Annotated in this window: 25 protein-coding genes; 18 read left to right on the plus strand and 7 right to left on the minus strand. The window is 60.7% G+C overall.

The genetic code is table 11. The features are described 5' to 3' along the window. Nucleotides 1-106: 106 nt before the first annotated feature. The 17 genes from QTL94_RS26680 (at nt 107) to QTL94_RS26760 (ending at nt 16,951) form a co-directional block, all read left to right on the plus strand. The gene (locus QTL94_RS26680; RefSeq protein WP_289803633.1) at nt 107-1,816 is read left to right on the plus strand and encodes an ABC transporter ATP-binding protein; all 1,710 of its coding nucleotides are present in this window, start codon (nt 107-109) and stop codon (nt 1,814-1,816) included. A 312-nt stretch (nt 1,817-2,128) separates the two neighbouring features. Continuing rightward, on the plus strand, nt 2,129-2,866 hold the full coding sequence (minC, locus tag QTL94_RS26685) for a septum site-determining protein MinC (protein ID WP_289803634.1): 738 nt from the start codon (nt 2,129-2,131) through the stop codon (nt 2,864-2,866). A 32-nt stretch (nt 2,867-2,898) separates the two neighbouring features. Continuing rightward, nucleotides 2,899-3,714 carry a septum site-determining protein MinD gene (gene minD, locus QTL94_RS26690; RefSeq protein WP_065693300.1) on the plus strand — a complete coding sequence of 272 codons (816 nt, stop codon included), beginning with the start codon at nt 2,899-2,901 and terminating at the stop codon, nt 3,712-3,714. Further along, the gene (gene minE, locus QTL94_RS26695; protein ID WP_065693299.1) at nt 3,711-3,971 is read left to right on the plus strand and encodes a cell division topological specificity factor MinE; all 261 of its coding nucleotides are present in this window, start codon (nt 3,711-3,713) and stop codon (nt 3,969-3,971) included. Before minD ends, minE begins: the two co-directional genes overlap by 4 nt. Nucleotides 3,972-4,435: 464 nt before the next feature. Continuing rightward, nucleotides 4,436-5,155: an IclR family transcriptional regulator gene (locus QTL94_RS26700; RefSeq protein WP_065693298.1), complete on the plus strand. Its 720-nt coding sequence runs from the start codon at nt 4,436-4,438 to the stop codon at nt 5,153-5,155. Between the two features lies 1 nt (nt 5,156). Further along, nucleotides 5,157-6,893, plus strand: coding sequence for a hypothetical protein (locus QTL94_RS26705; protein ID WP_289803635.1), 1,737 nt, complete (start codon nt 5,157-5,159; stop codon nt 6,891-6,893). Continuing rightward, a complete protein-coding gene (locus QTL94_RS26710; RefSeq protein ID WP_289803636.1) occupies nt 6,890-7,618 on the plus strand; it encodes a hypothetical protein in 729 nt (242 codons plus the stop codon). Before QTL94_RS26705 ends, QTL94_RS26710 begins: the two co-directional genes overlap by 4 nt. Before the next feature lie 11 nt (nt 7,619-7,629). Next, nucleotides 7,630-8,601, plus strand: coding sequence for a membrane dipeptidase (locus tag QTL94_RS26715; protein WP_289803637.1), 972 nt, complete (start codon nt 7,630-7,632; stop codon nt 8,599-8,601). Nucleotides 8,602-8,710: 109 nt separating this feature from the next. Then, nucleotides 8,711-9,790, plus strand: a complete 1,080-nt coding sequence (locus tag QTL94_RS26720; protein ID WP_289803638.1) for an extracellular solute-binding protein — start codon at nt 8,711-8,713, stop codon at nt 9,788-9,790. 138 nt (nt 9,791-9,928) lie between these two features. Next, a complete protein-coding gene (locus QTL94_RS26725) occupies nt 9,929-10,780 on the plus strand; it encodes an ABC transporter permease (RefSeq protein WP_289803639.1) in 852 nt (283 codons plus the stop codon). Further along, complete coding sequence (locus QTL94_RS26730; RefSeq protein ID WP_113522164.1) at nt 10,777-11,607, plus strand: ABC transporter permease; 831 nt, start codon at nt 10,777-10,779, stop codon at nt 11,605-11,607. The genes QTL94_RS26725 and QTL94_RS26730 overlap by 4 nt, the downstream gene beginning before the upstream one ends. Nucleotides 11,608-11,622: 15 nt before the next feature. Continuing rightward, nucleotides 11,623-12,672 (plus strand): ABC transporter ATP-binding protein, encoded by a 1,050-nt coding sequence (locus QTL94_RS26735; RefSeq protein WP_289803640.1) that lies wholly within the window; start codon nt 11,623-11,625, stop codon nt 12,670-12,672. Nucleotides 12,673-12,725: 53 nt separating this feature from the next. Beyond that, on the plus strand, nt 12,726-14,111 hold the full coding sequence (locus tag QTL94_RS26740; protein ID WP_289803641.1) for an aspartate aminotransferase family protein: 1,386 nt from the start codon (nt 12,726-12,728) through the stop codon (nt 14,109-14,111). Nucleotides 14,112-14,123: 12 nt separating this feature from the next. Beyond that, nucleotides 14,124-15,587, plus strand: coding sequence for an NAD-dependent succinate-semialdehyde dehydrogenase (locus QTL94_RS26745; protein ID WP_289803642.1), 1,464 nt, complete (start codon nt 14,124-14,126; stop codon nt 15,585-15,587). Nucleotides 15,588-15,621: 34 nt separating this feature from the next. Further along, nucleotides 15,622-16,011: a RidA family protein gene (locus QTL94_RS26750; RefSeq protein WP_289803643.1), complete on the plus strand. Its 390-nt coding sequence runs from the start codon at nt 15,622-15,624 to the stop codon at nt 16,009-16,011. A 44-nt stretch (nt 16,012-16,055) separates the two neighbouring features. Continuing rightward, nucleotides 16,056-16,430 carry a RidA family protein gene (locus QTL94_RS26755; RefSeq protein ID WP_289803644.1) on the plus strand — a complete coding sequence of 125 codons (375 nt, stop codon included), beginning with the start codon at nt 16,056-16,058 and terminating at the stop codon, nt 16,428-16,430. A 131-nt stretch (nt 16,431-16,561) separates the two neighbouring features. After that, complete coding sequence (locus tag QTL94_RS26760; protein ID WP_289803645.1) at nt 16,562-16,951, plus strand: RidA family protein; 390 nt, start codon at nt 16,562-16,564, stop codon at nt 16,949-16,951. Nucleotides 16,952-16,975: 24 nt separating this feature from the next. Here QTL94_RS26760 and QTL94_RS26765 read toward each other — a convergent pair whose 3' ends face one another. From QTL94_RS26765 to QTL94_RS26790, 6 genes are all read right to left on the minus strand, one after another. Beyond that, a complete protein-coding gene (locus QTL94_RS26765) occupies nt 16,976-17,557 on the minus strand; it encodes an NAD(P)H-dependent oxidoreductase (protein WP_289803646.1) in 582 nt (193 codons plus the stop codon). Beyond that, a complete protein-coding gene (locus tag QTL94_RS26770) occupies nt 17,554-18,963 on the minus strand; it encodes an FAD-binding oxidoreductase (protein ID WP_289803647.1) in 1,410 nt (469 codons plus the stop codon). Before QTL94_RS26770 ends, QTL94_RS26765 begins: the two co-directional genes overlap by 4 nt. A gap of 1 nt (nt 18,964) precedes the next feature. Then, a complete protein-coding gene (locus QTL94_RS26775; RefSeq protein ID WP_289803648.1) occupies nt 18,965-20,278 on the minus strand; it encodes a cytosine deaminase in 1,314 nt (437 codons plus the stop codon). Further along, nucleotides 20,278-21,123 carry an ABC transporter permease gene (locus QTL94_RS26780; protein WP_289803649.1) on the minus strand — a complete coding sequence of 282 codons (846 nt, stop codon included), beginning with the start codon at nt 21,121-21,123 and terminating at the stop codon, nt 20,278-20,280. Before QTL94_RS26780 ends, QTL94_RS26775 begins: the two co-directional genes overlap by 1 nt. Then, a complete protein-coding gene (locus QTL94_RS26785) occupies nt 21,120-21,947 on the minus strand; it encodes an ABC transporter ATP-binding protein (protein ID WP_289803650.1) in 828 nt (275 codons plus the stop codon). The genes QTL94_RS26780 and QTL94_RS26785 overlap by 4 nt, the downstream gene beginning before the upstream one ends. 63 nt (nt 21,948-22,010) lie before the next feature. Then, nucleotides 22,011-23,027, minus strand: a complete 1,017-nt coding sequence (locus QTL94_RS26790) for an ABC transporter substrate-binding protein (protein WP_113361525.1) — start codon at nt 23,025-23,027, stop codon at nt 22,011-22,013. Nucleotides 23,028-23,213: 186 nt separating this feature from the next. On the opposite strand from QTL94_RS26790, the gene QTL94_RS26795 reads away from it, so the two are divergent. Further along, the gene (locus tag QTL94_RS26795; RefSeq protein WP_289803651.1) at nt 23,214-24,164 is read left to right on the plus strand and encodes a LysR family transcriptional regulator; all 951 of its coding nucleotides are present in this window, start codon (nt 23,214-23,216) and stop codon (nt 24,162-24,164) included. 2 nt (nt 24,165-24,166) lie between these two features. On the opposite strand, the gene QTL94_RS26800 is transcribed toward QTL94_RS26795, so the two are convergent. Further along, a complete protein-coding gene (locus tag QTL94_RS26800; RefSeq protein ID WP_289803652.1) occupies nt 24,167-24,964 on the minus strand; it encodes a creatininase family protein in 798 nt (265 codons plus the stop codon). Between the last annotated feature and the right edge of the window lie 219 nt (nt 24,965-25,183).

The following is a 25,183-nucleotide window of genomic DNA, read 5'->3' on the forward strand; positions in this document are numbered from 1 at the left end:
CGACCAACTTTCCCTGTTGGCTTTCGGGGAGAAATATGAGAACTCGCATCATATTTTTCGGAGCCCGCATCGGGACGCTTTTCAAGCGACAATGAAGTAAGGTCGAATGCTCAGCCGCTTTTTTGCTTATTATCGCCCATACCGGGGCTTGTTCATCCTCGACTTCGGCTGCGCCATAGTCTCCGGCCTGCTGGAGCTTGGCTTCCCGATGGCGGTGAAGCTGTTCGTCGACCGCCTGCTGTTGAGCCACGACTGGCTGCTTATTCTCCTGGCTTCGGCCGGCCTGATTACGGTTTATGCCATCAACACCGGTCTGATGGCGGTCGTTACCTATTGGGGCCACATGCTCGGCATCAATATCGAAGCGGACATGCGCCGCGCGGCTTTCGACCATCTGCAGAAGCTTTCGTTCAGCTACTACGACAACCAGAAGACCGGACATCTCGTCGGGCGATTGACCAAGGACCTTGAGGAGATCGGGGAGGTCGCCCACCATGGTCCGGAAGACCTCTTCATTGCCGCCATGACGTTTGCCGGGGCTCTCGTCCTGATGCTCACCGTCAACTGGCAGCTTGCCTTGATCACGGCGGCGATCGTTCCGTTGACGGCGTGGCTCACCAGCCGTTACGGCGCCAGGATGAGCCGGAACGCTCGCACCCTGTTCGGGCGCGTCGGCGACTTCAACGTCCGGATCGAGGAGAGCGTGGGTGGTGTCCGCGTGGTGCAGGCTTTCGCCAATGAGGATCACGAGCGCGGTCTCTTCGAGACGGATAATCAGAATTATCGCCGAACGAAACTCGAGGCTTACCGTATCATGGCCGCCAGCACGTCGCTGAGCTATATGGCCATGCGCCTGACGCAGATGGTCGTGATGATCGCGGGGAGCTATTTTGTGCTCGCTGGAGAACTCACGGCAGGCGGCTTCATCGGTTTCCTGCTTCTTGTTGCAGTGTTCTTCCGACCGGTCGAGAAGATCAATTCCGTCATTGAATCATATCCGAAGGGCATCGCGGGCTTCCGCCGCTTTACCGAATTGCTCGATACCGAGCCGGATATCTCGGACGCCGCAGAAGCGATCACCGTCGAGCATCTCAACGGACAAATAACCTATGATGCCGTGTCGTTCGGCTACACGGATGGAAGGACCGTGCTCGACAGGGTCGACTTGACGATCCGTGCCGGCGAAACGGTCGCGTTCGTCGGGCCATCGGGGGCTGGCAAGACGACGATCTGTTCCCTGCTGCCGCGCTTCTATGAGGTCACCGGTGGAACGATTTCGGTCGATGGCATCGACATCCGCAATATGACGCTGTCGTCCTTGCGACGCCAGATCGGCATCGTACAGCAGGATGTCTTCCTGTTTGCCGGCACCATCCGGGAGAATATCGCCTACGGCCGCCTGGGCGCCCCGGAGGCCGACATCGTTGCGGCCGCCGAGCGCGCCAAGCTCGACGAAATGATCGCAGCCTTGCCGGATGGCTTGGACACGGTCATTGGCGAGCGCGGCGTCAAGCTGTCGGGAGGCCAGAAGCAGAGACTGGCGATCGCCAGGATGTTCCTCAAGAACCCGCCGATTTTGATTCTCGACGAGGCGACATCGGCGCTGGACACCGAAACCGAGCGGGCGATCCAGAAGTCGCTAGCGGAACTGGCCAAGGGCCGCACGACGCTGATCATCGCGCACCGCCTGGCAACCATCCGCAGCGCCGATCGTATCGTCGTGATCGACGCCAATGGTATCGTTGAGCAAGGAACGCATCACGACCTTGTGGCACGCGACGGCGCCTACAACCGTCTGCATAAGGCGCAAGCCTGATATCAGGCGACTCCACCTGACATGCAGCCTTTAGTGCCCACTGAAGGCTGTACCTCATCCAGCATCCCTAGCGTCTTGGCCAAATCTCGGCGTGGTAAGATCGGCCATATAAGTAGCGTTTTCAACCGCCTATGAGTTGCCGGGACTATTTCGACCGCCCTTCTTACCGGCATGACGGCGTAGCAAATTCATTGCTGAAACACCCACTTTTTAATTTCGGAACACACGGTTCGTGATCGCCCGAAACCTGTCGCGTTAACCTTTTGTTAACCATCCTGGACGATAAACAGGATCAACGATTTCTTAACATAGATGACCAAAGTGCTAACAGACGCTCGCTCGATCCGTATCAAGGGCCGCTCTTTCCTCGCGGTCATGTTATCGCCGGACCTGCCATTCGATGACTGGCTGGTTCGACTCGACGACCTTGCGGCGCGTTCGGCCGGCTTTTTCCTCGGGCGTCCCGTTGTGCTCGATGTGAGCGATCTGCCGATCGACCGGGCTCAGCTGAAGGACCTGATTGCGGAGCTTGCTGCGCGCAATGTCAGCATCATGGGTATCGAGGGCGGACGGCCTTCGCTGCTGGGGCCAGGCATGCCGCCGTCGCTCAAGGGTGGTCGCCCGGTTGCCGACACGGCGATCGCGGAGAAGGAAGCGACTGTCGAGCCGCAAGAGCGCCCGTCGTCGACTGATGTGCGAGCACCTGTGCAACCATCGACGACGCAGTCCATCGTTTTGAGAGAGCCGGTGCGCTCGGGCCAATCGGTGATCTTCCCGGAAGGCGACGTAACGGTCGTCGGCTCCGTTGCCTCGGGTGCGGAGATCATCGCCGGCGGCTCGATCCATATTTACGGAACCTTGCGAGGACGAGCGATGGCCGGATCGATCGGCAATGCGTCCGCGCGGATCTTTTGCCGGAAGCTCGAGGCTGAACTCGTGGCGATCGACGGCATCTACAAAATGGCAGACGACATGACACCTAATCTTCGCGGCCAGGCGGTCCAGCTCTGGCTCGAAGATGATGCGATCATGGCAGAGAAACTTATCTAGGCCGGCGGCCGGCTAGGGCATAGGAGAGCAAGATGGGGAAAGTGATTGTAGTCACGTCAGGCAAGGGCGGGGTTGGCAAGACCACCTCGACGGCCGCACTCGGAGCGGCCCTGGCGCAGCGCAACGAAAAGGTCGTCGTCGTCGATTTCGACGTCGGGTTGCGCAACCTCGACCTCGTGATGGGCGCAGAGCGTAGGGTCGTCTACGACCTGATCAATGTCATTCAGGGTGATGCCAAGCTCTCCCAGGCACTCATCCGTGATAAGCGGCTGGAAACGTTGTTCCTGCTGCCGGCCTCGCAAACCCGCGACAAGGACAACCTGACGGCAGAGGGTGTCGAACGTGTTATCAACGACCTGAAGCGGCACTTCGACTGGATCATCTGCGACAGCCCTGCCGGCATCGAGCGCGGCGCCACCTTGGCTATGCGGCACGCCGACATCGCCGTCGTCGTCACCAATCCGGAAGTGTCCTCGGTGCGCGATTCGGACCGCATCATTGGCCTGCTGGACTCCAAGACGGCCAAGGCCGAGCGTGGAGAGCGGATCGAAAAGCATCTCCTGCTGACCCGCTACGACGCGACCCGCGCAGAGCGCGGCGATATGCTCAAGGTCGACGATGTCCTCGATATCCTGTCCATCCCACTTATCGGCATTATTCCGGAGAGCATGGATGTGCTGCGCGCCTCAAACATCGGCGCACCCGTTACCTTGGCAGATAGCCGCAGCGCGCCCGCCATGGCTTATTTCGATGCCGCCCGCAGGCTGACCGGCGAGACTCTCCCGATCACGATCCCTGGCGAAAAGCGCGGCATTTTCGGCAAGATCTTCGGACGGAGGGCCGCATGAATATTTTTCAGTTTTTCGGCAAGCAACGCACCGCACCAGCGGCACGCGAGCGTCTGCAGGTTCTGTTGGCTCACGAACGTTCGTCGGCAGGCTCGGATCTTATCTCCGTCCTGCGCGAGGAAATCCTGGCCGTCATTTCCAAGCACGTGCAGGTCGACAGCGACCGGGTCCGCGTGAAGATGGATCGTGATGAACATATGTCGATCCTCGAGATCGACGTCGAAATACCGCTTGATGCGACCGTTCAGGCCGCCTGAGCTGGTTGCCTCGATTGTTGTGATATTGGTGGGCTGTCTCGAAACCGAGGCGGCCCACTCGCTTTTGGGGCCTCGGGAGCCGCACCATTTTCGCGCGCCCTGGCGATCTCTTTGCCGCCGCTGTCGGCTGCTTTTCCATTTAGGTGCTCGCTCGGTCCCGCATCGAAACGGGGGTGAAAGGCGGTTGAATAGCCGGCTTCACAGTCCGGTTTCTCCTTAGCCCACAGCCGCGCACTTCGCTGACCTCATCGGGACGAACGTTGCCACGGACCATCTAGGTCGCTGTTTTTAAAAAGTTTCCTCGCACGGCGCGGTCGAACCGTCTCACACGGTCGATTTGGCGCGCGCATATTTTCCGCCAGCCTCGGAAAAACCGAGTTGACAGATGCCAATTGCGAGTCCAACGTAAATATACGTTGTCTTCTAATGTTTGACAACTGGAAAAACACGGGAACGATCAGAAAATGGCGGTACGTCCTCTTTCATCAGTTCTGAAAACGTTGGCTGCGTTTGATTGCGTGGCTGCAGCGCCAGAGCCATTGCGTCTCGCCGACGTCGCCCGCCAGCTGGGCGAAGCGCGCGGCGCAGCGCATCAGCGGCTCGTGACGCTGGTCGAGGCAGGCTGGGTCGAACAGACGCCGGACGGCCGTTATCGTCTGACGCTCCGTGTGGTCAGCCATGCCGCGGCCGCCCTCGAACAATCCAATCTCGGGGCGCGCTTTTCTGGCGTGCTCGAGGAAATGGTCACGCAGAGCGGCGAAACCGCGTCGCTCGCGGTCCTCGACGGCAAGGACGCAGTCATCGTGCGTCGTGTCGAGTCGCGCGGCGTGCTGAGGGCAGACCTGAAGGTCGGCGCTCACCTCCGGCTCGACCGGACGGCATTCGGGCGTGTGCTCGTGTCCTTTGCACGACCGGAAATCATCGAAAGACTGAAGGCTCAGGGCGTTGATCTGCCGAGCGATGAGGTCATGGCCCAGGTGCGGGCAAACGGCTACGCCATTTCGGAAGTCGAAGGCCCCCGGACGGTCTCGGCAGTGGCCGCGCCGCTTCTGGACGCCCAAGGCGAGTGCGTCGGTGCGCTCGCGCTTTCCGGTCCATTCACAGGTTTTGATACTGACAAGTGCGCTCACATCGTCGTCGCGGCAGCGGCAGCGAGCTCCGGGCGTATGCGAGGAGAGCAATAGGATGACAGCCCTGAAGAAACCCGCTCCGGAATCGGACGTGCACCGCATTGCGCGGCTGATGCGATCCCCCGGCGAGATGATGCAACCCGATCGGCTCGCCGCCATCCAGCCCTCGCGCATTAGCGCGTCGCGGGCGTTGATGAGCCGGGCAGTGCGTCAACGTTGGCAGATTCTCTGCAAGCGCTTCGACATCGACGAGAAGGGCAATGGTGTCGCCGAGTATCGCATCGAGATCGGTTCCTGGCGCTTCAGCTTCCCGGTCTATTCTTTCGAACCGTCTCCGCATGGCCGCACCGGCCGCATCATCGGCCGTTCCTGGGATATGATGGGTGCGCTCGTCGAAGGGAATATGAGCCAGCAGGATTTCGAGACAACGCGTGTCGAGTTGCCGAAGCTCTACGAGGGACGCGCGACCCCAGGCACGCTGATCTGGTGCCGCTCCAACCGCAGTGGCCGCTTCTTCGAAAGTGCGCGGCAGGCCTTGAAGGCCAGACAGCAGCCTAATGTGTCCGAACTTGCCCAGACCTGCTACCTGATGCGCAATACCGGCCTCGACGGCAACGGTACCTTTGGCACCAAGTCGTTTCTCGCTTACGAAGGCGATCACCCCCTGCGCTGGTCGCTGGCCGCGCAAATGCTCTGCGCCTATATGATGCGCGTCTTCGCGCAGGATCTTCTTCAACATCTGGCGCGGCTGGGTTCACCGCAGGCGCCGGATATGGCCAAGGAACTCCGTCGCTTTCTGGGTGTCGGAAACGGCTCCGCGCTCGGCCTGATGTTGTTCGTCAATAATCATCCTCGTCTGATCGAACGCTGGCTCTTCGTCAGAGAAGAGGCAATTGCACGCGCCAAGGCGGTGACACCGGACGAGGGCGGCACCGAAATCGAGAAACTGCTCGGTCTGGTCGACAAGGCAATTCGCTTCCGCGCGCAGGACCGCGCGGTCTACGAAAATGTCACCCGATCCGATGTTCTCGCCGAAGAACTGCAGGTCATCCGCGCGGCGGTCGCCAGACTGCTCGAGCGTTGGCAAGCCGGTAGCCGCTTTGAAAGCGAGCCGTTTGCCGAGCTGGCAGCCTCACTCACCGACCGCGTTCATGCCGAAGCGATGGAAACGCTGCACTCGCTGCTGATCGAACTCGTAGCGGAGGAAGCCGATGCTCTCGTCGAAGATCTGGTGATTGACGAAGAGCTGACGGGTCGGCCCGAAATGCCGGTCAGTCGCCTGCGCGAAATTCTCAGGAACGACTACGCCTGGGCCTTCAAGCTTGACCTCGAGATCGCCGCCGCTGATCGCTATGTCTGGTACAAGTCGGTCACGGCTGAGGAACCTCGTCGAGGCCCGGCCGCCGAGGTTGGTGAAGATGTCGTCAATCTTGGTCTCGATCTGCCAAGGCTGGTCGTCGCACTCGATCGGGATCTTGCCGCGGCCGAACCGGGGCTGAGCACGGCGCGCTTCCTGCTCGCCCATCCGCAACATCGTGCCATTGTCACCCGCGTGCAGGCGCTTGCCGGCACCGGCCTGCATTCACCGCACGCCGACATCATGAGCGGCGCGTTTACGCCTGCTCATATCACTCGTCTTCTCAATGTCGGCATTCACGGCATCGACAAGACCCGTGACTTCCTCGACCGCAATTTGCGCGGTGTCATGTTCCACGGCGCTCCCCTCCCGGAAGACATCGCCTCAGGAACCGCCGACGACCTGTGGTTCTACCCAGCGGAGCCAAGCCTATGAATTCGTGCCAATCCAACCTCCCTTCGACCTTGACGGTCAGCCTCCGCGAAATGCGTATGGTCTTCGAGCGCCTTGTTCAGGTCGCGCGCGCTGAAGCCGGTCTTGTGCCGTCGCTGCGAGACTGCGCTGTCTATTCCGCCGCGCTCGGCCTTGGCGGCTTTTCACGCCTGGATGCCAATCTGGAACTGTTGAGCAGAGCGGACCCACATGCGGTCACCATCATCGACAGCGCCGAAGGGGTGGTCGTCGACGGCGGTGGACAGCACGCCTGGATCGTCGCCCTGGCTGCACTCGACATCGCGACCGAGAGGCTGCGCAGCGCAGGCGAGGGCGTCGTTACCGTCCGCAACCAGATCGAAAGCGGCGAATTAAAAGTTGTCGAGGCCCTCGCGCAGCGTTTTGGCCTGAAGGCGATCGTTTCGGCGGATGGCGCCGGCGGTTCCGCCACCATCAAGGTGTTGCCGGCGGCCGATCCCTCCGAGATCGCGATCCTAGATCGCATCAGGGAAAGCGGCCTGGGCGTCGACGCGGCAACGTGGTGGGCACTCTTCCACCGCTCGGCCGACGCGCTGGCGCCTGATTCCTACCTGTCGCGTCGCCATGCCGGCCCGATCATCGTCGAGGCTGACGGCAAGGTCATCGGACGCCAGGACGAGGACGAGACAGACTTTTCCCTGCTGCTGGCCGACGCGCCAAAAGCCGTCGCCTCGACTTCCAAACATTGAGTGGAACAGCCATGATCATCGATGCTCTTCAATGCGGCCATTTCAACCGCGAATCCTTTGAGGCCCTGAAGCGCGGCGGTTACAGCGCCGTCACGCCGACGCTGGGGTTCTGGGAAGGTGCGATCGAGTCGCTCGACTCGCTCGCCCGCTGGCGTGATATGGAACGCGAAAATGCCGACCTGATCCTGATTGCCAAGACCGCGCCCGATATCGAACGCGCAGAAAGGGAAGGCAAGCTGGCCGTCGTTCTCGGCTATCAGAATTCCAATCTGTTCGACGATCGCATCGCCTTTATCGAGTTCTTCGCTGAACTCGGCGTCCGCGTCGTTCAGTTGACCTATAACAATCAGAACGAACTGGGCGGGTCGTGCTACGAGGACAATGACAGCGGTCTTGCCCGCTTTGGGCGGGACGTAGTGCGCGAAATGAACCGTGTCGGCATGCTCGTCGATCTCTCGCATGTCGGCGACAAGACAACGCTCGACGCCATCGAGTGGTCAGAGAAACCGGTTGCCATTACCCACGCCAATGCGGCCTCACTGTTCGAGCACAAGCGCAACAAGTCCGATCGCGTCATCAAGGCGCTTGCCGAACGCGGCGGCGTGATCGGTTGCGTGGCTTATCGAAACATCACGCCGGATGCCGCCTGCGCCACGGTCGATGGCTGGTGCGAGATGGTTGCCCGTACCGTCGACCTCGCAGGCATCGATCACGTCGGCATCGGCACCGACATTTCCCACAATCACACGGCACGCGACTATGACTGGATGCGCAAGGGCCGCTGGACCCGCTCGGTCCAGTATGGTGCGGGATCCGCGGCAAGACCCGGCGCGGTCGCCAAGCCGGAATGGCTTCTGAAGCCGGACAATCTCAAGGAAGTGGCGCCAGCGCTGCTGCGCGTCGGCTTCAATCAGGAAGAGGCCAACAAGATCCTCCGGGGCAACTGGCTTCGGCTTTATTCCGAAGTGTTCAGGCCCGAGTGATCGATACGGCAAAACGCCGGAATCCAACAACAAGAATGGCGCCTTCGATACGAAGAGCCGCCACGGGAATAGCAAAGCAACCGACCGTTCGAGTTAAGGAGAAAGACGAATGGATGAGTTCAAGATAGCATCAGCTCTACCGGTTTCCCGGCGTGCTGTATTGGGAGCAGGCCTTTTCGGAGCGGCGATGCTGGCATCTCCGTTCGGACGGCGCGCAGCAGCCGCAGAAGACAATGTGCTCTATGTCAACACATGGGGCGGCGACTGGGAAGCCGCGGTCAAGAAGTTCCTCTTCGACCCATTCACCAAAGACACCGGCATCGAGATCCGCACGGTCTCGCCGATTTCCTTCGCCAAGCTCTCGGCTCAGAAGACCACGGGTGTCTACGAGTTCGATGTGACGACGCTCGGTGTGGCCGACGTTGCTCGCGCCAATGCCGCCGGTCTGTTGGAATCGTTCAAGGGGCGTGTTGATCCGGCAAAGCTCTGGAAGGGCGCGGTCTACGAAAACGGCCTTGCAACGCATGGCTTTGCCACGCAGCTAGCTTATAACGCGTCGAAATTCCCAAGTGGTGGCCCGAAGAACTGGGCAGACTTCTTCGATACGGCGAAATTCCCGGGCAATCGCAGTCTGCAGCGCCATGCCGCGCGCGTTCTGGCGATCGCACTACTTGCAGACGGTGTACCGGCCGACAAGCTTTTCCCCTATGACCTCGATCGCGCTTTCGCGTCGCTCGACAAGATCAAGCCGGACGTTCGTGTCTGGTGGACGGCAGGACCGCAGGCGCGGCAGATCCTGGCGGACGGCGAAGTCGATCTCGCCGCCCTTTGGGACAGCGACGCGCTCGGCGCGAAGAAGGCGTCCAAGGATCCGATCGAGGTGGTCTGGGACCAGGCGGTGATTGACCAGGGATGCTGGATTGTCGCCAAGGACAGCCCGCATGCCGAAAACGGCTTCAAGCTGATCAACCATATCGGCCAGAATGCCGAAGGATTGGCGCAGTTCTGCATCGCCGACAGCAATGGCCCGATGAATCCGAAGTCGTTCGACTTCATTCCGGCCGACATCGCAAAAACGATGCCGACCTATCCAGAGCATCTTGCTCGCGCGGTCATGCTCGATGGTGCAAAATTGCTGCCACAGCTCGATGACCTGACCACCCGCTTCGAAAGCTGGGTCGGCATCTGATAACACGCTTCCGGTCCCGGCGAGTGCCGGGGCCGGAAGCCCTTACCCTGGAACGATCTGCAGCCGTTCGCCGAAAGCCGGCGCGCCAGATCGAACCATTCAATCCAGAACCTTACAGCGAGGGAAAGGAGCAGTATCATGAAACTCCGGGCATCCTCGGCCTTGACGCAGGGGCCAATTCCATTGGCGGCGCCGGCGGCGATCTTCCTCACGGCCTTCTTCCTCGTGCCGCTCGCTTATGTGGGTTGGATGAGCATTTCTCAGCCGCTGCCGGGATTGCAGAATTTCGCCAAATTGCTGCACTCCACGCTCTTTGCGTCGGTCCTTTTCCAGACCTTCAAGACGGCGTTCGTGGTCACACTTTTCAGCCTTCTGCTGGCCTATCCGATGGCCTACGCGGCGGCCAATGGCAGCAAGCGTTTTGCCACTTTTCTGCTGACCGTGATCGCATTGTCGTTCTGGACGAGCTACCTCGTGCGCACCTATGCCTGGATGGTGATCCTCGGCAATCACGGACCGGTCACGGCATTGCTGGCGTGGCTTGGCTGGAGCCCGGCACCAAAGCTTCTCTACACGACCTTCAGCGCCACGCTTGCCATGACGCATGCGCTGATCCCGTTCATGACGATGTCGCTCTATGCGGTGATGAAGCGGATCGATCCGCTCTACGTCAGGGCTGCCGAAAGTCTCGGCGCCCATCCTCTTCGGGCATTCTTGACGGTGTATCTGCCGCTCAGCGCGCCCGGCATCGTCAATGGCTGCACCCTCGTCTTCATTTCCTGTCTCGGTTTCTACGTCATGCCAGTGCTTCTCGGTAGCCCAAGAGACCAGATGATCGCAGGCGTGATCGGCGACCAGATCGAACAGACACTGGACTTCGGGCTCGGTTCGGCAATCTCCATCGTGCTGCTGGCACTGACGCTGATCATCTATGCCGTCTACAATCGTTTCTTCGGCCTTGAACGGCTTTGGGCGGGAGCTGACCGATGAACCCGTGGATCCGCGCCCTCGCTCTTCTCATCGCCGTCTTCGTGGCTGCACCGATGTTCATCGTTATTCCGATGTCCTTCAGCTCCGCGGCGTCACTAACGTTTCCGCCACCTGGCTACACGCTGGCGAACTACGTCAACTTCTTCTCGGATCCCAACTGGACGCAGCCGCTCACGAACAGCCTCGTGATCGGGCTTGGAACCGTCTGTGTGACGATGTTGTTTTCCGTGCCCGCGTCCTTTGCACTTGTCAGGCATATTTTCGCCGGTCGCGCGCTGTTCAACCTTCTGATCATGTTGCCGATGATCGTGCCGACCATCGTCATGGCGCTCGGCTACTACATCTACTTCGGTCAGCTCCGGCTCGTTCAGAGCTATCTCGGCGTGATCCTGGCGCACAGTTGCATCGCCATGCCGATGTCTACGCTGATCCTGACCGCAGCGTTGAAGGGTTTTGATCGTTCGGTCGAGCGGGCGGCAATGAACCTCGGTGCATCACCGTTCACGACGTTCCGCCTAATCACCTTCCCGATCCTGCGGCCTGCCTTCACGGTCGCCGGCCTTTTTGCCTTCATTGCGTCCTTCGACGAAGCCGTCATTTCGCTGTTCATCTCGGGACGGGACAAGGCGACCTTGCCGCGCCAGATGTTCAATGCCGTTCGCCAGGAGGCAGATCCGACGATCTCTGCTGCCTCTTCCTTCCTCTTCCTTCTGGTTCTTGCCGGCATCTGTGTCTGGCTTGCACCGCAGTTGATCCGCCGCCGAACCCGTGCGGCTGATCAATCCCAAGGAAATGGGGCCACTCAACCCGCCGCAGCGGCATCCTGATTGAGGAGTAAAGCCATGAATGCCCGTTCCCTCACGCTTCGTAATGTCACCAAGACATATGATCGCAAGCATCTGGCGGCAGACAACGTATCGCTTGATATCAAGGCTGGCGAATTCATCTCGTTTCTCGGGCCGTCCGGCTCGGGAAAGACGACGACGCTGATGATGATTGCAGGTTTCCAGCATCCCACCAGCGGCGAAATCCGCCTCGGCGACCTGACGATCGACAACCTGCCGCCGCACAAGCGCAACATCGGTATGGTCTTCCAGAACTATGCCCTGTTTCCGCACATGACCATCGCCGACAACGTCGCCTTTCCTTTGCGCATGCGAGGTGTGGCCAAGCAGGAAAAAGAGCGCCGTGCCCGCGAAGCGCTGGCGAAGGTCAATCTGCAGGGCTACGAGAAGCGCGTACCGGCCGAGCTCTCGGGCGGACAGCAACAGCGCGTGGCGCTTGCACGTGCGCTGGTCTTCGAACCTGACGTCATTCTTCTCGATGAACCGCTGGGGGCGCTCGACAAGGCGCTGCGCGAACACATGCAGGTGGAACTGAAGCGTATCCACCGCGACCTCGGTGTTACGATGGTCTACGTCACCCATGATCAGACCGAGGCGATGACGATGTCGGACCGGATCGCGGTGTTCAACCAGGGCCGCATCGAGCAGGTCGGTTCACCCAACGAGATCTATTTCGCGCCGACGACACGCTTCGTCGCCTCGTTCATCGGCGACAGCAACATCATTCCTGCTGCTTCGCTTGGGGACGGGCGTTTTGAAACCGCCGTCGGTATCGTCGAGACGCATGCCAGCGACGCCGAGCGCAACAGCAGGGCCGATCTCCTGCTGCGGCCCGAAATGATCCGCATCGCCGATGCCGCACAGCCGGAACGTCAGCCGATGAAGATCGAAACGACCATCAACTACGGCGACAACCTTCTCGTGATTGGGAAGCTCGGCACACAGGCAATCCGCATGCGCGTGCCTGGCGTTGATGCCCGCAAGCTTGATGGCGCGTCCGAATGCCATGTCACCTGGCGCAAGGACGATGTGCACCTGATCGCCTGAAACCGATTGCCCAACCTTTGCAATATGCCTGCGCAATGCAGATGGAGCCTGCCATGAACGAACGTCCGAATTCCCTCCACGCACTCGACAAGCAAACGCTTGTCCATCCCTACACCAATCTTGCGGTACATCAGGAGGTGGGGCCGCATGTGATTACTGGCGGTGACGGCATCTACGTGACCGACGACGAGGGAAAACACTATATCGAAGGCTTGGCTGGCCTGTTCTGCGCAGGTCTCGGCTTCAGCGAACCCCGACTTGTCGAGGCCGCGACGCGACAGTTGAAGGCCATGCCGTTCTATCATTCGTTCGCGCACAAATCGACGGAACCTGGCATTCGGTTGGCGGAGAAACTGCTCTCCATCGCGCCGGTGCCCATGTCGAAGGTGTTCTTCGCGGGCTCCGGTTCCGAGGCCAATGACACCGCGATCAAGCTGGTCTGGTACTACAACAATGCGCTCGGGCGCCCGGCCAAGAAAAAGATCATTTCACGCCGCAAGGCCTATCATGGTGTGACAGTCGCGACGGCCAGCCTGACGGGGCTGCCGTTCAATCACCGGGACTTCGACCTGCCGATTGCCAACATCCGGCACACGGATTGCCCTCATTACTGGCGCTTCGCCGAGGAGGGGGAGACGGAAGAGGATTTCTCTACGCGTATGGCCAAGAACCTCGAGGCCCTGATCCTTGAGGAAGGTCCCGATACGATCGCTGCCTTCTTCGCCGAACCCGTCATGGTATCGGGTGGGGTCATCACGCCGCCAAAGACCTACTTCGAGAAGATCCAGGCGGTTCTGCAGAAGTACGACATCCTTCTCGTGGCCGATGAAGTCATCTGCGGTTTCGGCCGTACCGGCAATATGTTCGGCTCGCAGACCTACGGCATCAGGCCTGACATGATCAGCTGCGCCAAGCAGCTGTCGGCCGCCTACATGCCGATCTCGGCCCTGATGATCAACGAGAAGATCGCCAATGTTCTGGTCGAGCAGAGCCGCAAGATCGGCTCCTTCTCCCATGGCTTCACCTACGGCGGCCATCCCGTCGCCGCGGCGGTCGCTCTCGAGGCGCTGTCAATCTACGAGGAAATCGACATCGTTTCCCACGTTCGCTCGATCACGCCGCGTTTCCAGGAAAGCATCCGCAAGCTGGGCGAGCACCCGCTGATCGGCGAGGCGCGGGGCGTCGGCCTCGTCGCCGGCCTGGAATTCGTGCGAAACAAGGCGACCAAGGAGAACTTCCCACCGGCCTGGCAGGTCGCTAATCACGCTGGAAAATTCGCCACCAGTCGCGGCGTTCTGACCCGCGGCCTGGGCGATATGGTCAGCCTTTGCCCGGCCATGATCATCACCGAAGAGCAGGTAGACGATCTCATGACCCGCATGGGGTTGGCGCTCGATGATACGCTCGCTTGGGCCCGCACACAGGGCTATGTTGCGTAAGGCAGGACGGACATGACATCCGAAAACACATCATTCGCCTACGAACGCCTCGGTATGCTGATCGGGGGGCAGTGGATCTACGACGCCGCCAAATGTGGCGACGTGGTCGACCCCGCAACCGGTCAGGTCATCGGCCATCTGCCGCATGCGACCGACGAGGATCTGGCGCAGGCGGTCGCTTCCTCGCAACGGGCCTTTGAGGCATGGAAGGATCGCTCCGCGCTTGAGCGTGGCCAGATCCTCCGCCGCTTTGCGGACCTTGCACGCAGCCACGCGGAGCAGATCGGCAGCAGCATGACGCGTGACCAGGGCAAACCGCTTGCCGAGGCGATCGGCGAGATCCGGTTCGCCGCCGATCACGCCGATTGGCACGCGGAGGAGGCCCGGCGCATCTATGGCCGCGTCATTCCGTCTCGCGACCCGCGCGTGCAGCAGCTCGTTCTGCGCGAACCGGTTGGCGTTTGCGTTGCGTTCACGCCCTGGAATTTCCCCTTCAGTCAGGCGTTGCGCAAGGTCGTTGCCGCGTTGGCGAGCGGTTGCACCGTCATCCTCAAGGGGCCGGCGGAGTCACCGTCATCGACGATCGCGATCGGCCGTCTGATGCAGGAAGCCGGGTTGCCGGATGGCTGCCTCAATATCGTCTGGGGACAGTCCGCGCACATCTCCGAAACGCTGCTGGCGGCGCCCGAAGTCAAGAAGATCTCGTTTACCGGCTCGGTCGAGGTCGGCAAGCTGCTTGCAAGCCTCGCCGGTAAGCACATGAAGCGCACGACCATGGAACTCGGCGGCCATGCACCTGTGATCGTCTTTGACGATGCGGACATCCATGCCGCGGCCGATGCACTTGCCGCGCAGAAGGTGCGCAATGCGGGTCAAGTCTGTGTTTCGCCCACGCGCTTCTATGTGCAGGCCAGGGCTCACGACCGCTTCCTTTCGCGATTTGCAGAAAAGGTCGGGCAGACCAAGGTGGGCGGAGGCTTCGAACAAGGGGTACAGATGGGACCCCTTTGCCACGCCAGACGCGTGACCGCCATGGAAGCCTTTGTGCAAGATGCACGCGACGAGGGGGCCGACATCGTGACGGGCGGCCACCGCATCGGCAACGCCGGCTTCTTCTACGCGCCAACGGTGGTGGCCGGTGGCACCGATGCGTTGCAGCTGATGAACGAGGAGCCCTTTGGCCCGATCGCGGCAGTGACCCCGTTTGGCGATTTCGAAGAGGTCATTCGTCGCGCCAACAGCCTGCCCTTCGGCCTAGCCTCCTACGTCTTCACCGGGTCGAGCAGCCAGGCACAGCACACCTCCCGCGCCCTTGCCGCCGGCATGGTCAGCATCAACCACTTCGGCCTTGCACTGCCGGAAACCCCGTTCGGCGGCATCAACGATAGCGGCTACGGGAGCGAGGGCGGCGAAGAGACCTTCGACGGCTACCTCAACACCAAGTTCGTGACGCGCTTTGATGCCATTCCGGCGTAGCAAGCAGACCGACGACAATTGCGGAGACAATGACATGTTTGAATTGATCGATACCGGCATGGGCGAATCCGACGTTCCTGTCAGCGATACGGTCCGTGCCGGCAATCTCGTCTGGTCGGTGCATATTTCGGAGGATCCCGTCACCGGGGAGATCGTCACGGGGGATATTGAGACCCAGACCCGCCGCACGCTCCAAAATCTCGACCAGGCGATCCGGGCCGCCGGCGGTACGCTCGCCGACGTCGTGCAGATGCAAGTCTTCCTCATCGAGAAGACCGATTCCGCGGGCATGAACAAGGTCTATGCAGAATTCTTCCAGGCGCCTTATCCGGTCCGCGCGACCGTCGTCGTCAAGGAGCTGTTGTCCGCTGGGCTGCGTATCGAGGTCCTCGCGCATGCCGTACTCGGCGAAGTGAAGCGATAATCAGTCGGCGGCCTCGCCTAAGATCACGTTCCCAAGGAATAAGCATGTTTGAGAAAGTTGAAACGGGCATATTTGCCTCCAAGGCTCCGCTGAGCGGCACCGTGAAGGCCGGCAATATTGTCCGCTCCGCCCATATCGCCAAGAACCCGGAGACGGGTGAGCTCGTGACCGGCGACATCGAGACACAGACGCGCCAGGTGCTCTCCAACTTGCGGCAGGCGATGGAAGCGGCCGGCGGCACGCTTGCCGATGTCGTGCAGATACAGGCCTACCTTATCGATCGCACGGATGCGCCTGGCATGAACCGTGTCTACAGCGAATTTTTCAGCGCACCTTATCCGGTGCGCGCAACGGTGGTCACCGAGCTTCTTTCGCCCGGCATCCGGCTGGAAATCCTCGCGACAGCCGTCCTGTCTTGACCATTCGAGCGCGGGAAGGGTAGAAAAAGGTGGCAGGCAAATTCTGCTCCCGCCTCGGCGATGCCGGCTTGACCGGGAAGGATTGATTCTTACACTTTGAAACCTGCAACACATTGTTCGCATGGTGTTTTATGAAGAACGCACTCAATCCTTCCTCCGTCCGCAAACCGTTCGGGAACTACAATCACGGCCTTCTCGTCGCTGCAGGAGCGTCCCTTCTGGTCACATCGGGGCAACTTGGGATCGGTCTCGATGACGTCATTCCCGCGGATGTGACCGCGCAGGCAGAGCTGTGCTTCAAGGCAATTGATGCGATCCTGAGCGAGGCCGGCATGACCTTTGCCGATGTCATCCGCATCTCTGGTTTTGTCACCCGGCGAGAGGACTTTCCTGCCTACATGGCGGTGCGCGATCGGTTCACGCTCGATCCCAAGCCGGTATCGACGCTGATCGTCGTTGGCGGGTTTACGCGGCCGGAGTTTCTGGTTGAAGTCGAGGTAACCGCCGCCAAGGTGATCTGATCGGACGCTACGGCCTATGGGACGTCAGAACCGCTCCATCGCTGCCTTCACCTTGTCGAGGAAGGCAGCCCGTGTCTGGTCGGTGCAGTTGTTCATGTCGTAGTGTGCGAGAAAGGTCACCGGCCGCACGGGATTGATCTGCGCACGCAGCACGCGCTTGACGATCTTCTTCGGCGGATTGCCGGCAACGAAGGCCCGGAAAGGCGTGGCGCCGTAGGTCAAGACAGCGCCAAGCTTGCGGATATGGCGTAGCCTGGATTCCACCTTGCCGTCGACGAGCTCGAAGGAGACGCCCGGTAGCCAGACGCGGTCGAAATAGCCCTTCAGGATGGCCGGAAAGCCGAAATTCCAGACCGGCGTGACGATCACCAGCCCTTCGGCGGCTTTCAGCCGGTCGACGTAACCTTTCACCAGCTCGGTATTCTCGGGATAGTCATGGTAGATCAACCTGTCGCGGCGAGACAGCACCGGGTCGAACTCTTCCGCATAGAGATTGCAGTCATCGACCTCATGACCTGCAGCCTTCAGGCTTTCCAGCGTCTGGCGATAAAGCGCATTGCCATAGCTTGATTCCACCGGATGCGAGTGAAGGACGAGAACTCTCACGAGGCCTCCATTACGGCGGCAAGCCCGGGGAAGAGGTAGTTCTTGCCGGCGGAGAAGTCGAAGTTCGGGTTCTCCCAGGCGATCATCTTGCCGGGGTTGAGCAGTCCCTGCGGATCCGTCTCATGCTTGAAGGCCAGCTGCACCTTGTCGGTCTGCTTCATGCCGCCTTCTTCCAGGGTGTAGCGATGCGGATTGAAGATCGGGCATCCGTGGTCCTGGTGGATCTTGATGATCTCATCCAGGCGCTCTTCGCTCGTGTAGCGCACCAATGGCAGTCCGGAGCACTGGATCTGACCGTCGAACTTGATGAATTCGAGATGGCCGGGTACCTCGTCGCCGAAGATCTCAACCATCTTGGCCACCTTCGCCACATGATCCGGGCCTGGGTATTGAACCTGCAGGTAGGTGAAAGTGGGATCGACCTTGAGTGCCCGCAGCGTCGTGTGGTTCCAGGCAAGCTCATAGGCGTGCGGAATACCCTTCATGCTCTCGACTTTGTCGGAGCGGAAGATGATCTCGCCCTTCTGGGCTGCGGTGAAGGCGCTGAAGGCATCCATCGCGTGCGGTGCGATCATCAGCACGACGACCGACTGGCCCTGGCGAATATAGGGTTTGTGCCGCGTGAAGTATTCGTGCGGAATGGGTGCCGCGATCGGCGCGATTTCCTTGACGAGAATGCCGTTGCACTTTGCCAGCGCGTCCGAGTAGCGCACGGCCGTCATGAAGTCGTCGTAGCCCACCAGCACATCGACCCAGTCATAGGCTGGTGCGAGCGGCATTTCGATTTCGGTGATGATACCGTTGGTGCCGTAAGCGTGGCTCACTTTCTGCAGGTCCCAGCCGGTGAGGTCGAGCACCCGTGGCTCGGCCTCCATGGTGACAACGCGCAGGCGGATGATGTTGCCGATATCGCGAAGCCCGCCCCAGGTGATAGAGCCGACGCCGCCCGAACCGCCGGCAATGAAGCCGCCGATCGTTGCGGTTTGCGCGGTCGACGGATGGAAGCGCAGTTCCTGGCCGGAGTGGGCCTTGGTCTGCTTGTCGAGCTGGGCGATGACGATGCCGGGTTCGCAGATCACGCGACCCGGATGGATTTCCTTGATCTTGTCCATGGCGGCGAGATTGAGGACGATGCCGCCGGAGAGTGGCATGGCCTGGCCGTAGTTGCCGGTGCCGGCGCCGCGTGGTGTTACCGGCACGCCATGGGCGAAGGCCACCTTGAGGGTCTGGATGACCTCTGCCTCGTTCTTCGGCGTCACGACCAAATCGGCCGTCACACCATCGAGCTGCGCCTTGAGGATCGGGGAGTACCAATAGAAATCGCGGCTTTTCTGACGAACGAGCGCCGGATTGTCCTCGATGGCGATGCCTTCGAGTTCCTTCTTGATCTTCAGATAATCCGGCATGTCAGGCTCCAACGACGCTATCGAGTTCACGGTAATCAGGCAGGCTGCGGTCGATGACCTTGCCGCGGCGAAGCACGACGCGGTCAGACTGCGGGCGGGACAGAAATTCGCTCCAGCGACGGGCGCCGAAGAGCACGAGATCGGCAGGCCGGCCGATGCCGATGCGACCCATGTCGGGGCGCCCGGCGATGTCGGCAGGTGAGGTGGTAACGACGCGCGCGGCCGTATCCAGCGGATGATCGAGATGAAGAATGCGCACCGCTTCGCGGAACACTTCGACTGCATCGAGATCGCCATAGGCGTAGAACGGATCACGCGTGTTGTCGGATGCGACCGCCGTGGTGACGCCGGCTGCCGCGAGCTCCTTGAAGAGTGTCACCCCGCGCCAGCGCGGTGTCCGGTTCGGATAGCGATCTTGCAGGTAGGCATTGCACATCGGCAGCGAAATGATCGAGATGCCGGCTTTGGCAACCAGCTCGACGGTCCGCTCGGCAACGCCGTCGTCCTGTCTTGCCAGCGAGCAGCAGTGGCCTGCCGTCACCTTGCCGACGAAGCGGTTGCGAAGAACGGCCTCGGCGATCGCCTTCAAGGTCTCCGCGCCGGGATCATCCGTTTCGTCGACATGAAGATCGACGTCGAGACCGTTCTCGGCCGCCGCGTGAAAAAGTGTGTCGAGCTGTGTTGCGAGGTTCGGGCCCATCTTGGTGACACCGCCGATCAGTCCGGCCGCATCGCGAATGACCGCGACGAGATCGGCGAAATAGGCCTCGTCGACCATGTCATCCATCGGGAAGAGGGCGACGGCCTGGAGGGCGATCTTGTCCTTCCAGGCTTCCCGCATTTCGGCAAAGACCTCGAAGGAAATCCGGTGCTGGGGGGCAGCGGAGTCCAGATGCGTGCGGATCAGGCTCGTCCCGTGCGCATAGGCGGAGCGAAGCGCGAACTCCATTCGCTTGCGCACGTCGTCGGCCGACCAATACGCCTCGCGGTCGGCGCCGACGGCCTGCAGCGCGCCCATGAATGTTCCGTCGGGGTTGCTGCTGCGTCCCCAGATGTGCCCCTTGTCGAGATGCGTGTGCACGTCGGCAAAGCAAGGCCAGACCATGCCTTCGCGGAGATCGGATTTCGCCAGTTCCAGAGGAGCGCTGCCGGCTGGCAGGATCGCTGCGACAAGACCGTTTTCGATGACGATATCGGCTCGCACGAGGCCCTCGATTGCCGGCGCGTTGAAGCCTTCGACGGCGATCGCTGGCAGCGTCGCATTGCTCAGCACGAAGCGACCGGCATTCGGAGGTGACATGAAGGAGTATGTCATCAGTTTTCCCGCTTGAGGCTGCTCTCATGCCAGCGATGCAGGCTGAGCCAGGAGATGAAGGACGTGATCGCGAAGATCGCCACCCCGAGCAGCGAGAGCATCAGCAGCGCTGCGAAGAGGCGAGGGATGTTCATGCGGTATTGTGCTTCCAGGAGCCGGAAGGCGAGGCCGGAGCCGGCGCCCGCCGAACCGGCAGCGAACTCGGCGACAACTGCAGCAATCAGCGCGAGCCCGCCACCAATGCGCAGGCCCGTCATGAAATAGGGCTGTGCTGCCGGAAGCTTCAGATAGAGCAGCGTTTGCCAGCGCGAGGCGCCGTAGAGCTCGAACAGGTTGATCAGATTGTGATCGACGCTTTTCAGTCCCTGCACCATGTTGGAGAGGATCGGGAAGAAGGCGACCAAGAAGGCGCAGATCAGCAGTGCGACCTGGGTCGACGGCGCATAGATCAGGATCAGCGGCGAGATCGCGACAATGGGAGTGACCTGCAGGATCACCGCCAGCGGATAGAAGGCGATCTCGATCCACCGCGATTGCACAAGAAAGATGGCAAAGCCAACGCCCCCGATCAGCGCCAGTAGCAGCGACATGATTGTGATCTTGGTTGTCACCCAGAGCGCGGGCGCCAGAGTTCCCCAGTCGTTGACGAAGGCGCTCGCCACGGCGCCGGGGCCGGGCAGGATGTAGGGCGCGACACCTGATAGCTTGACGTAGAGACCCCAGACGATGACGAGGATCGCAAGGGTGGCGAACGGCACCGCAATCCGCAGGGCAAGGTCGCGCCGCTTTGCCGTCATCGGGCTTAGCGGGGACGCGATCGGCGCATCGGCAACATCCGTGCTCATGGGTTCTCCTTTGCGGCGTTGATGGCGCCGATCAGCGAGCGCGAGACGGTCTCGCAGGCCTGCCGATACTCTTCGGAGCTGCGGTAGTAGGCGTCTCGCTCGAGGCTTGTAACCAGCGGCAGGTCGGCATGGACGCGCCCCGGGCGGGCCTTCATGACGACGATGCGATTGGAGAGATAGGCGGACTCGAAGACCGAATGCGTGACGAAGATCACCGTGATGCCGGTCTCCTTCCAGAGCCGCAGGACATCGTCGTTGAGTTTCTGGCGGGTGATTTCGTCGAGCGCTGCAAAAGGCTCGTCCATCAGGAGCAGCTTAGGCTTTGTGACCAGTGCGCGCGCTATCGACACGCGCATCTTCATGCCGCCGGAGAGTTCGCGCGGATAGGCTTCCGCGAAGTCCTGCAGACCGACAGTCGCCAGCGACGTCAGGATCTCCTCGCGCGCCGCGGTCTTCGATATGCCCCGGAGCTTCAGGGGAAGGTGGACGTTGTCAAAGACGTTCTTCCACGGCATCAACGTCGGCTCCTGGAAGACGAAGCTGATGTCGCCTTCCGGCAAACCGCGCGCATTGATGCGCGAACTTGGCCAGTCGATGGTTCCGGAAGAGACATCGCCGAGGCCGGCAATGATGCGCAGCGCCGTCGATTTTCCGCACCCGGACGGTCCAAGCAGGCTGATGAATTCGCCGCTTTCCACCGTCAGCGACATGCCCGACAGGGCGATCGTCCCGCTGGAGAAGACCTTCGAGACCGATTGCATGGAAACAAGCGGTCTCCTGCGCGCGTCCTTGCTGGCCGGGGTCTGGGCTGAGGCTAGAGGCATCGCCTGTCTCTTTCATGAGGGGAGCGGCCTTGCCGCCATAGACGGCAAGGCCCATGTGGCGCCTTACTTCTTGAGGCCCATGCCGACGCCCTTGCAGACGTATTTCGTGGTGTATGCCTTGGTGTAATCAGTGTCGGCTTTGAGTACCTTGATGCCGACCATCTCGGCGAAGAACTTCTTGTAGTGCGCGTCAGTGATGCAGCCGATTCCCTTGTCGAGGGCGTCACCGGATTCAACGATGCCGTATTCCTTCATCTTGGCGATCGAGTAGGCGATCTGACCATCCGTCATCTCCGGATTGTCCTTCTTGATCAGCTCGTTCGCCTTGCTGTTGTCGCCGTAGAGATAGTTGTACCAGCCCTCGATCGAGGCATCGACGAACCGCTGCACCACATCCGACTTGGTGTCGATCACCGACTGGGTCGTGGTGATCATGGTCGAGTAGGGCGAATATCCGTTGTCGGCGAGCAGGAAAACCTTCGGCTCCCAGCCGGTCTGCTTCTGGATTTCATAGGGTTCGGAGGTCAGGTAACCCTGCTGCCCGGACTCCTTGTCGGCGAGGAACGGGCCGGGATTGAAGTTATAGGGTTTGTATTGCTCGTCCTTGAAGCCCGGATAGTTCGCCTTCATCCACTCGAAGTAGGTCAGATAGCCGTCCTTGCCGAGAAACAGCGTCTTCAGCTTCGCCAAATCCTCGAACTTCTCGATGCCGGCGTCCGGATGCGCGATCAGAACCTGTGGATCCTTCTGGAAGATCGCAGCGACGTCGACAAGCGGGATACCCTGCTCGACGGCGGAAAGTTCGCCCTGTGGGCCGCCCATGTAGAAATCAATCTTGCCGGAGATCAGCAAAGCTGTGTTCGCCGCATTTGGGCCGCCCTGCACGATTGTTACGTCAAGCCCGTGCTTGGCGTAGGTGCCGTCTGCCACCGCCTGATAGAAGCCGCCGTGCTCGGCCTGTGCGAGCCAGTTGGTGCCGTAGCTGACTTTGTCGAGCGCGTAGCCTGGAGCTGCAACCGCAGCGGTGAAACCAATTCCCAGAGCTGCGATGAATGCCATGTTATTCAATGTTTTGGACATGATCGGCGTTCCCCTTTTTAGGCCGTTCGAGCGCGCTCTTCGGCGTCCGATTTTCTTCATTTGAGCGGTTGCGTTGCTGTTTGAAAAGCATCAAAATTCGTGCGCAACGATGCCTTTTTGGCATCTCTTGACGGGCCTGTGCCTAATTTGTGCGTAGAGCTTAAAATTGATGCAATGAGGGGTCTTATGCTGCATTCCAGGAAGCTGCTCTATCTCAACGAGATCGCCCGCACGGGCTCGATCCGCAAGGCCGCGGCGCACTTGAACGTCGCGTCGTCAGCCATCAACCGGCAGATTCTGGCGCTTGAAGAAGAGATCGGCGCGCCGCTCTTTGAACGATTGCCGCGCGGGCTGCGGCTGACGGCGGCCGGCGAACTGTGCATCGAACATATTCGGGAGGTTCTGAAAAACTACGACCGGCTGGAAGGGCGGATCAGAAGCCTGAAGATGCAGCAGGCCGGAAAGGTCCGGCTGGTCACGACCGTCGGCCTGGCGTCAGGGCCGCTTGCGGAGATCATCGCGCGATTCCAGTCGGAGCATCCACGCGTCTATTTCCAGATCAGGAACGATGCCGGCACGACCACGGTCAATCCGGTATTGTCAGGCGATGTCGATATCGGCCTTGGTTTCAATATTCCGGCGACCCCGGGGATCCGCACGCTCGGCAACTTCGACATTCCGATCGGTGTCGTGCTGCCGCCTGGGCATCGCTTGATCGGGCCGGGGCCGATCAATCTTGGCGACATCGTTCAGGAGAGGCTGGTGCTCGCGCAATCGGGCACGAGCCTTCGCGATGTCATCAACCTTGCGCTCGCGCGGCTTGACGTTTCCGTCGAACCGGTTCTGGAGAGCAATGCATCGGAGATGTTGAAGAAACTCGTCAAATGTGGCGCGGGCCTGACCCTGCTCAATCCGCTCGACGTGATTACCGAATGCCGGGCCGGCGAACTTGTCTTCCGGCCGATCGCCGAGCCGCATGGACGCCACCAGCCGATGAAGCTGTTTGCCCGCGCTCGCGCGCCGCTCGACGCGGCAACCAGCCTTTTCGTCGAATACCTGCTGGCAGAGCTGGCGGGTCTCGTTCAGGAACTGCGGTCCAAGGGACATATCGCTCCCGACAGGCCGTCGGCGGCCTGAGCTTAGCGGGAATAGAGATTTGTGAGGGGATAGCGCTTCAGGTCGCGGAGAAGTTCGACGAAGCCTTGCACCTGATGGCGGCAGATCGCTTCTCCCTTCTCGACGGTTCCGAGTGACGCGTCGCCCACCACGCCGTTAGGATTGAGATCGTGCGCGATCCAGGCCAGTGAATGCGGCGGAAGCGGCTGGATGAACTTCGACTGCTCCCGCATCCATTCGGCCTTGGATGCGAAGTTCTCTGCCTTCTCCATGCGAACGAGATCCGGGCGGAAATGCAGCATGAGCGACGTTTCAACCTCTCCACCGTGGATGCCATATCGCGACTCGTGGTCGCTGATCATGCCGTCGGGATGTCCGAAGCGACCCCACTGCGTCGAGACGACCGCCATCTGATGGCGCACGCGCAGTTCGCGGGCAACGATGCTCATGATGTCGACATTGCCGCCATGCGAATTGACGATCACCATCTTGCGCACGCCCGCTTCGGCAACTTTCGCGCCGATCGCCGTCCACACAGGTATCAGCAATTCGGCCGAGAGCGAGAGCGTTCCCGGTCCATACACATGCTCATTGGCCTTCCCGATTTCCTGGGTTGGAAGAACAAGGATGTCGAGGTCTTCAGGTCGCTGGCGGCGAAGCTCGGCCAGCATGCCGTTGGCGATGGTGACGTCGGTTGCGATCGGCAGATGCGGCCCGTGTTGCTCGGTCGATGCGATGGGCAGGATGGCGATCGTCGTGTCGGCCGAAAGGCCGGCGAAATCATACGTGTTGAGCTCGTTCCAATAGAATGGCGTCGCCATGCCCCTATCCCTTTCACTGCGGTCCGACCAGTGACTAGGAGATAATCCGGCATGCGAAAAGCATCGATTTGCGTCCATGCCGCTGCCTTTTTGCGATATGCCGACATGGCACGAGGGCGATCGATCGGAACCGCTGGAGCTTCCCCCGATCCAAATGCCGGTCTGGGTTCGCGTTGTCGCCCCTCTGCCCGGTCCTCATCCTGATGCTTCTGACGACCG

Source organism: Rhizobium sp. S96 (genome assembly GCF_030382195.1).
Classification (GTDB): domain Bacteria; phylum Pseudomonadota; class Alphaproteobacteria; order Rhizobiales; family Rhizobiaceae; genus Rhizobium.

Excerpts from the sequence above, each read along its gene's own strand:
- QTL94_RS26680 (WP_289803633.1), top strand. The coding sequence starts at position 107 with ATGCTCAGCCGCTTTTTTGCTTATTATCGCCCATACCGGGGCTTGTTC.
- minC (WP_289803634.1), top strand. The coding sequence starts at position 2,129 with ATGACCAAAGTGCTAACAGACGCTCGCTCGATCCGTATCAAGGGCCGC.
- minD (WP_065693300.1), top strand. The coding sequence starts at position 2,899 with ATGGGGAAAGTGATTGTAGTCACGTCAGGCAAGGGCGGGGTTGGCAAG.
- minE (WP_065693299.1), top strand. The coding sequence starts at position 3,711 with ATGAATATTTTTCAGTTTTTCGGCAAGCAACGCACCGCACCAGCGGCA.
- QTL94_RS26700 (WP_065693298.1), top strand. The coding sequence starts at position 4,436 with ATGGCGGTACGTCCTCTTTCATCAGTTCTGAAAACGTTGGCTGCGTTT.
- QTL94_RS26705 (WP_289803635.1), top strand. The coding sequence starts at position 5,157 with ATGACAGCCCTGAAGAAACCCGCTCCGGAATCGGACGTGCACCGCATT.
- QTL94_RS26710 (WP_289803636.1), top strand. The coding sequence starts at position 6,890 with ATGAATTCGTGCCAATCCAACCTCCCTTCGACCTTGACGGTCAGCCTC.
- QTL94_RS26715 (WP_289803637.1), top strand. The coding sequence starts at position 7,630 with ATGATCATCGATGCTCTTCAATGCGGCCATTTCAACCGCGAATCCTTT.
- QTL94_RS26720 (WP_289803638.1), top strand. The coding sequence starts at position 8,711 with ATGGATGAGTTCAAGATAGCATCAGCTCTACCGGTTTCCCGGCGTGCT.
- QTL94_RS26725 (WP_289803639.1), top strand. The coding sequence starts at position 9,929 with ATGAAACTCCGGGCATCCTCGGCCTTGACGCAGGGGCCAATTCCATTG.
- QTL94_RS26730 (WP_113522164.1), top strand. The coding sequence starts at position 10,777 with ATGAACCCGTGGATCCGCGCCCTCGCTCTTCTCATCGCCGTCTTCGTG.
- QTL94_RS26735 (WP_289803640.1), top strand. The coding sequence starts at position 11,623 with ATGAATGCCCGTTCCCTCACGCTTCGTAATGTCACCAAGACATATGAT.
- QTL94_RS26740 (WP_289803641.1), top strand. The coding sequence starts at position 12,726 with ATGAACGAACGTCCGAATTCCCTCCACGCACTCGACAAGCAAACGCTT.
- QTL94_RS26745 (WP_289803642.1), top strand. The coding sequence starts at position 14,124 with ATGACATCCGAAAACACATCATTCGCCTACGAACGCCTCGGTATGCTG.
- QTL94_RS26750 (WP_289803643.1), top strand. The coding sequence starts at position 15,622 with ATGTTTGAATTGATCGATACCGGCATGGGCGAATCCGACGTTCCTGTC.
- QTL94_RS26755 (WP_289803644.1), top strand. The coding sequence starts at position 16,056 with ATGTTTGAGAAAGTTGAAACGGGCATATTTGCCTCCAAGGCTCCGCTG.
- QTL94_RS26760 (WP_289803645.1), top strand. The coding sequence starts at position 16,562 with ATGAAGAACGCACTCAATCCTTCCTCCGTCCGCAAACCGTTCGGGAAC.
- QTL94_RS26770 (WP_289803647.1), bottom strand. The coding sequence starts at position 18,963 with ATGCCGGATTATCTGAAGATCAAGAAGGAACTCGAAGGCATCGCCATC.
- QTL94_RS26775 (WP_289803648.1), bottom strand. The coding sequence starts at position 20,278 with ATGACATACTCCTTCATGTCACCTCCGAATGCCGGTCGCTTCGTGCTG.
- QTL94_RS26780 (WP_289803649.1), bottom strand. The coding sequence starts at position 21,123 with ATGAGCACGGATGTTGCCGATGCGCCGATCGCGTCCCCGCTAAGCCCG.
- QTL94_RS26785 (WP_289803650.1), bottom strand. The coding sequence starts at position 21,947 with ATGCCTCTAGCCTCAGCCCAGACCCCGGCCAGCAAGGACGCGCGCAGG.
- QTL94_RS26790 (WP_113361525.1), bottom strand. The coding sequence starts at position 23,027 with ATGTCCAAAACATTGAATAACATGGCATTCATCGCAGCTCTGGGAATT.
- QTL94_RS26795 (WP_289803651.1), top strand. The coding sequence starts at position 23,214 with ATGCTGCATTCCAGGAAGCTGCTCTATCTCAACGAGATCGCCCGCACG.
- QTL94_RS26800 (WP_289803652.1), bottom strand. The coding sequence starts at position 24,964 with ATGGCGACGCCATTCTATTGGAACGAGCTCAACACGTATGATTTCGCC.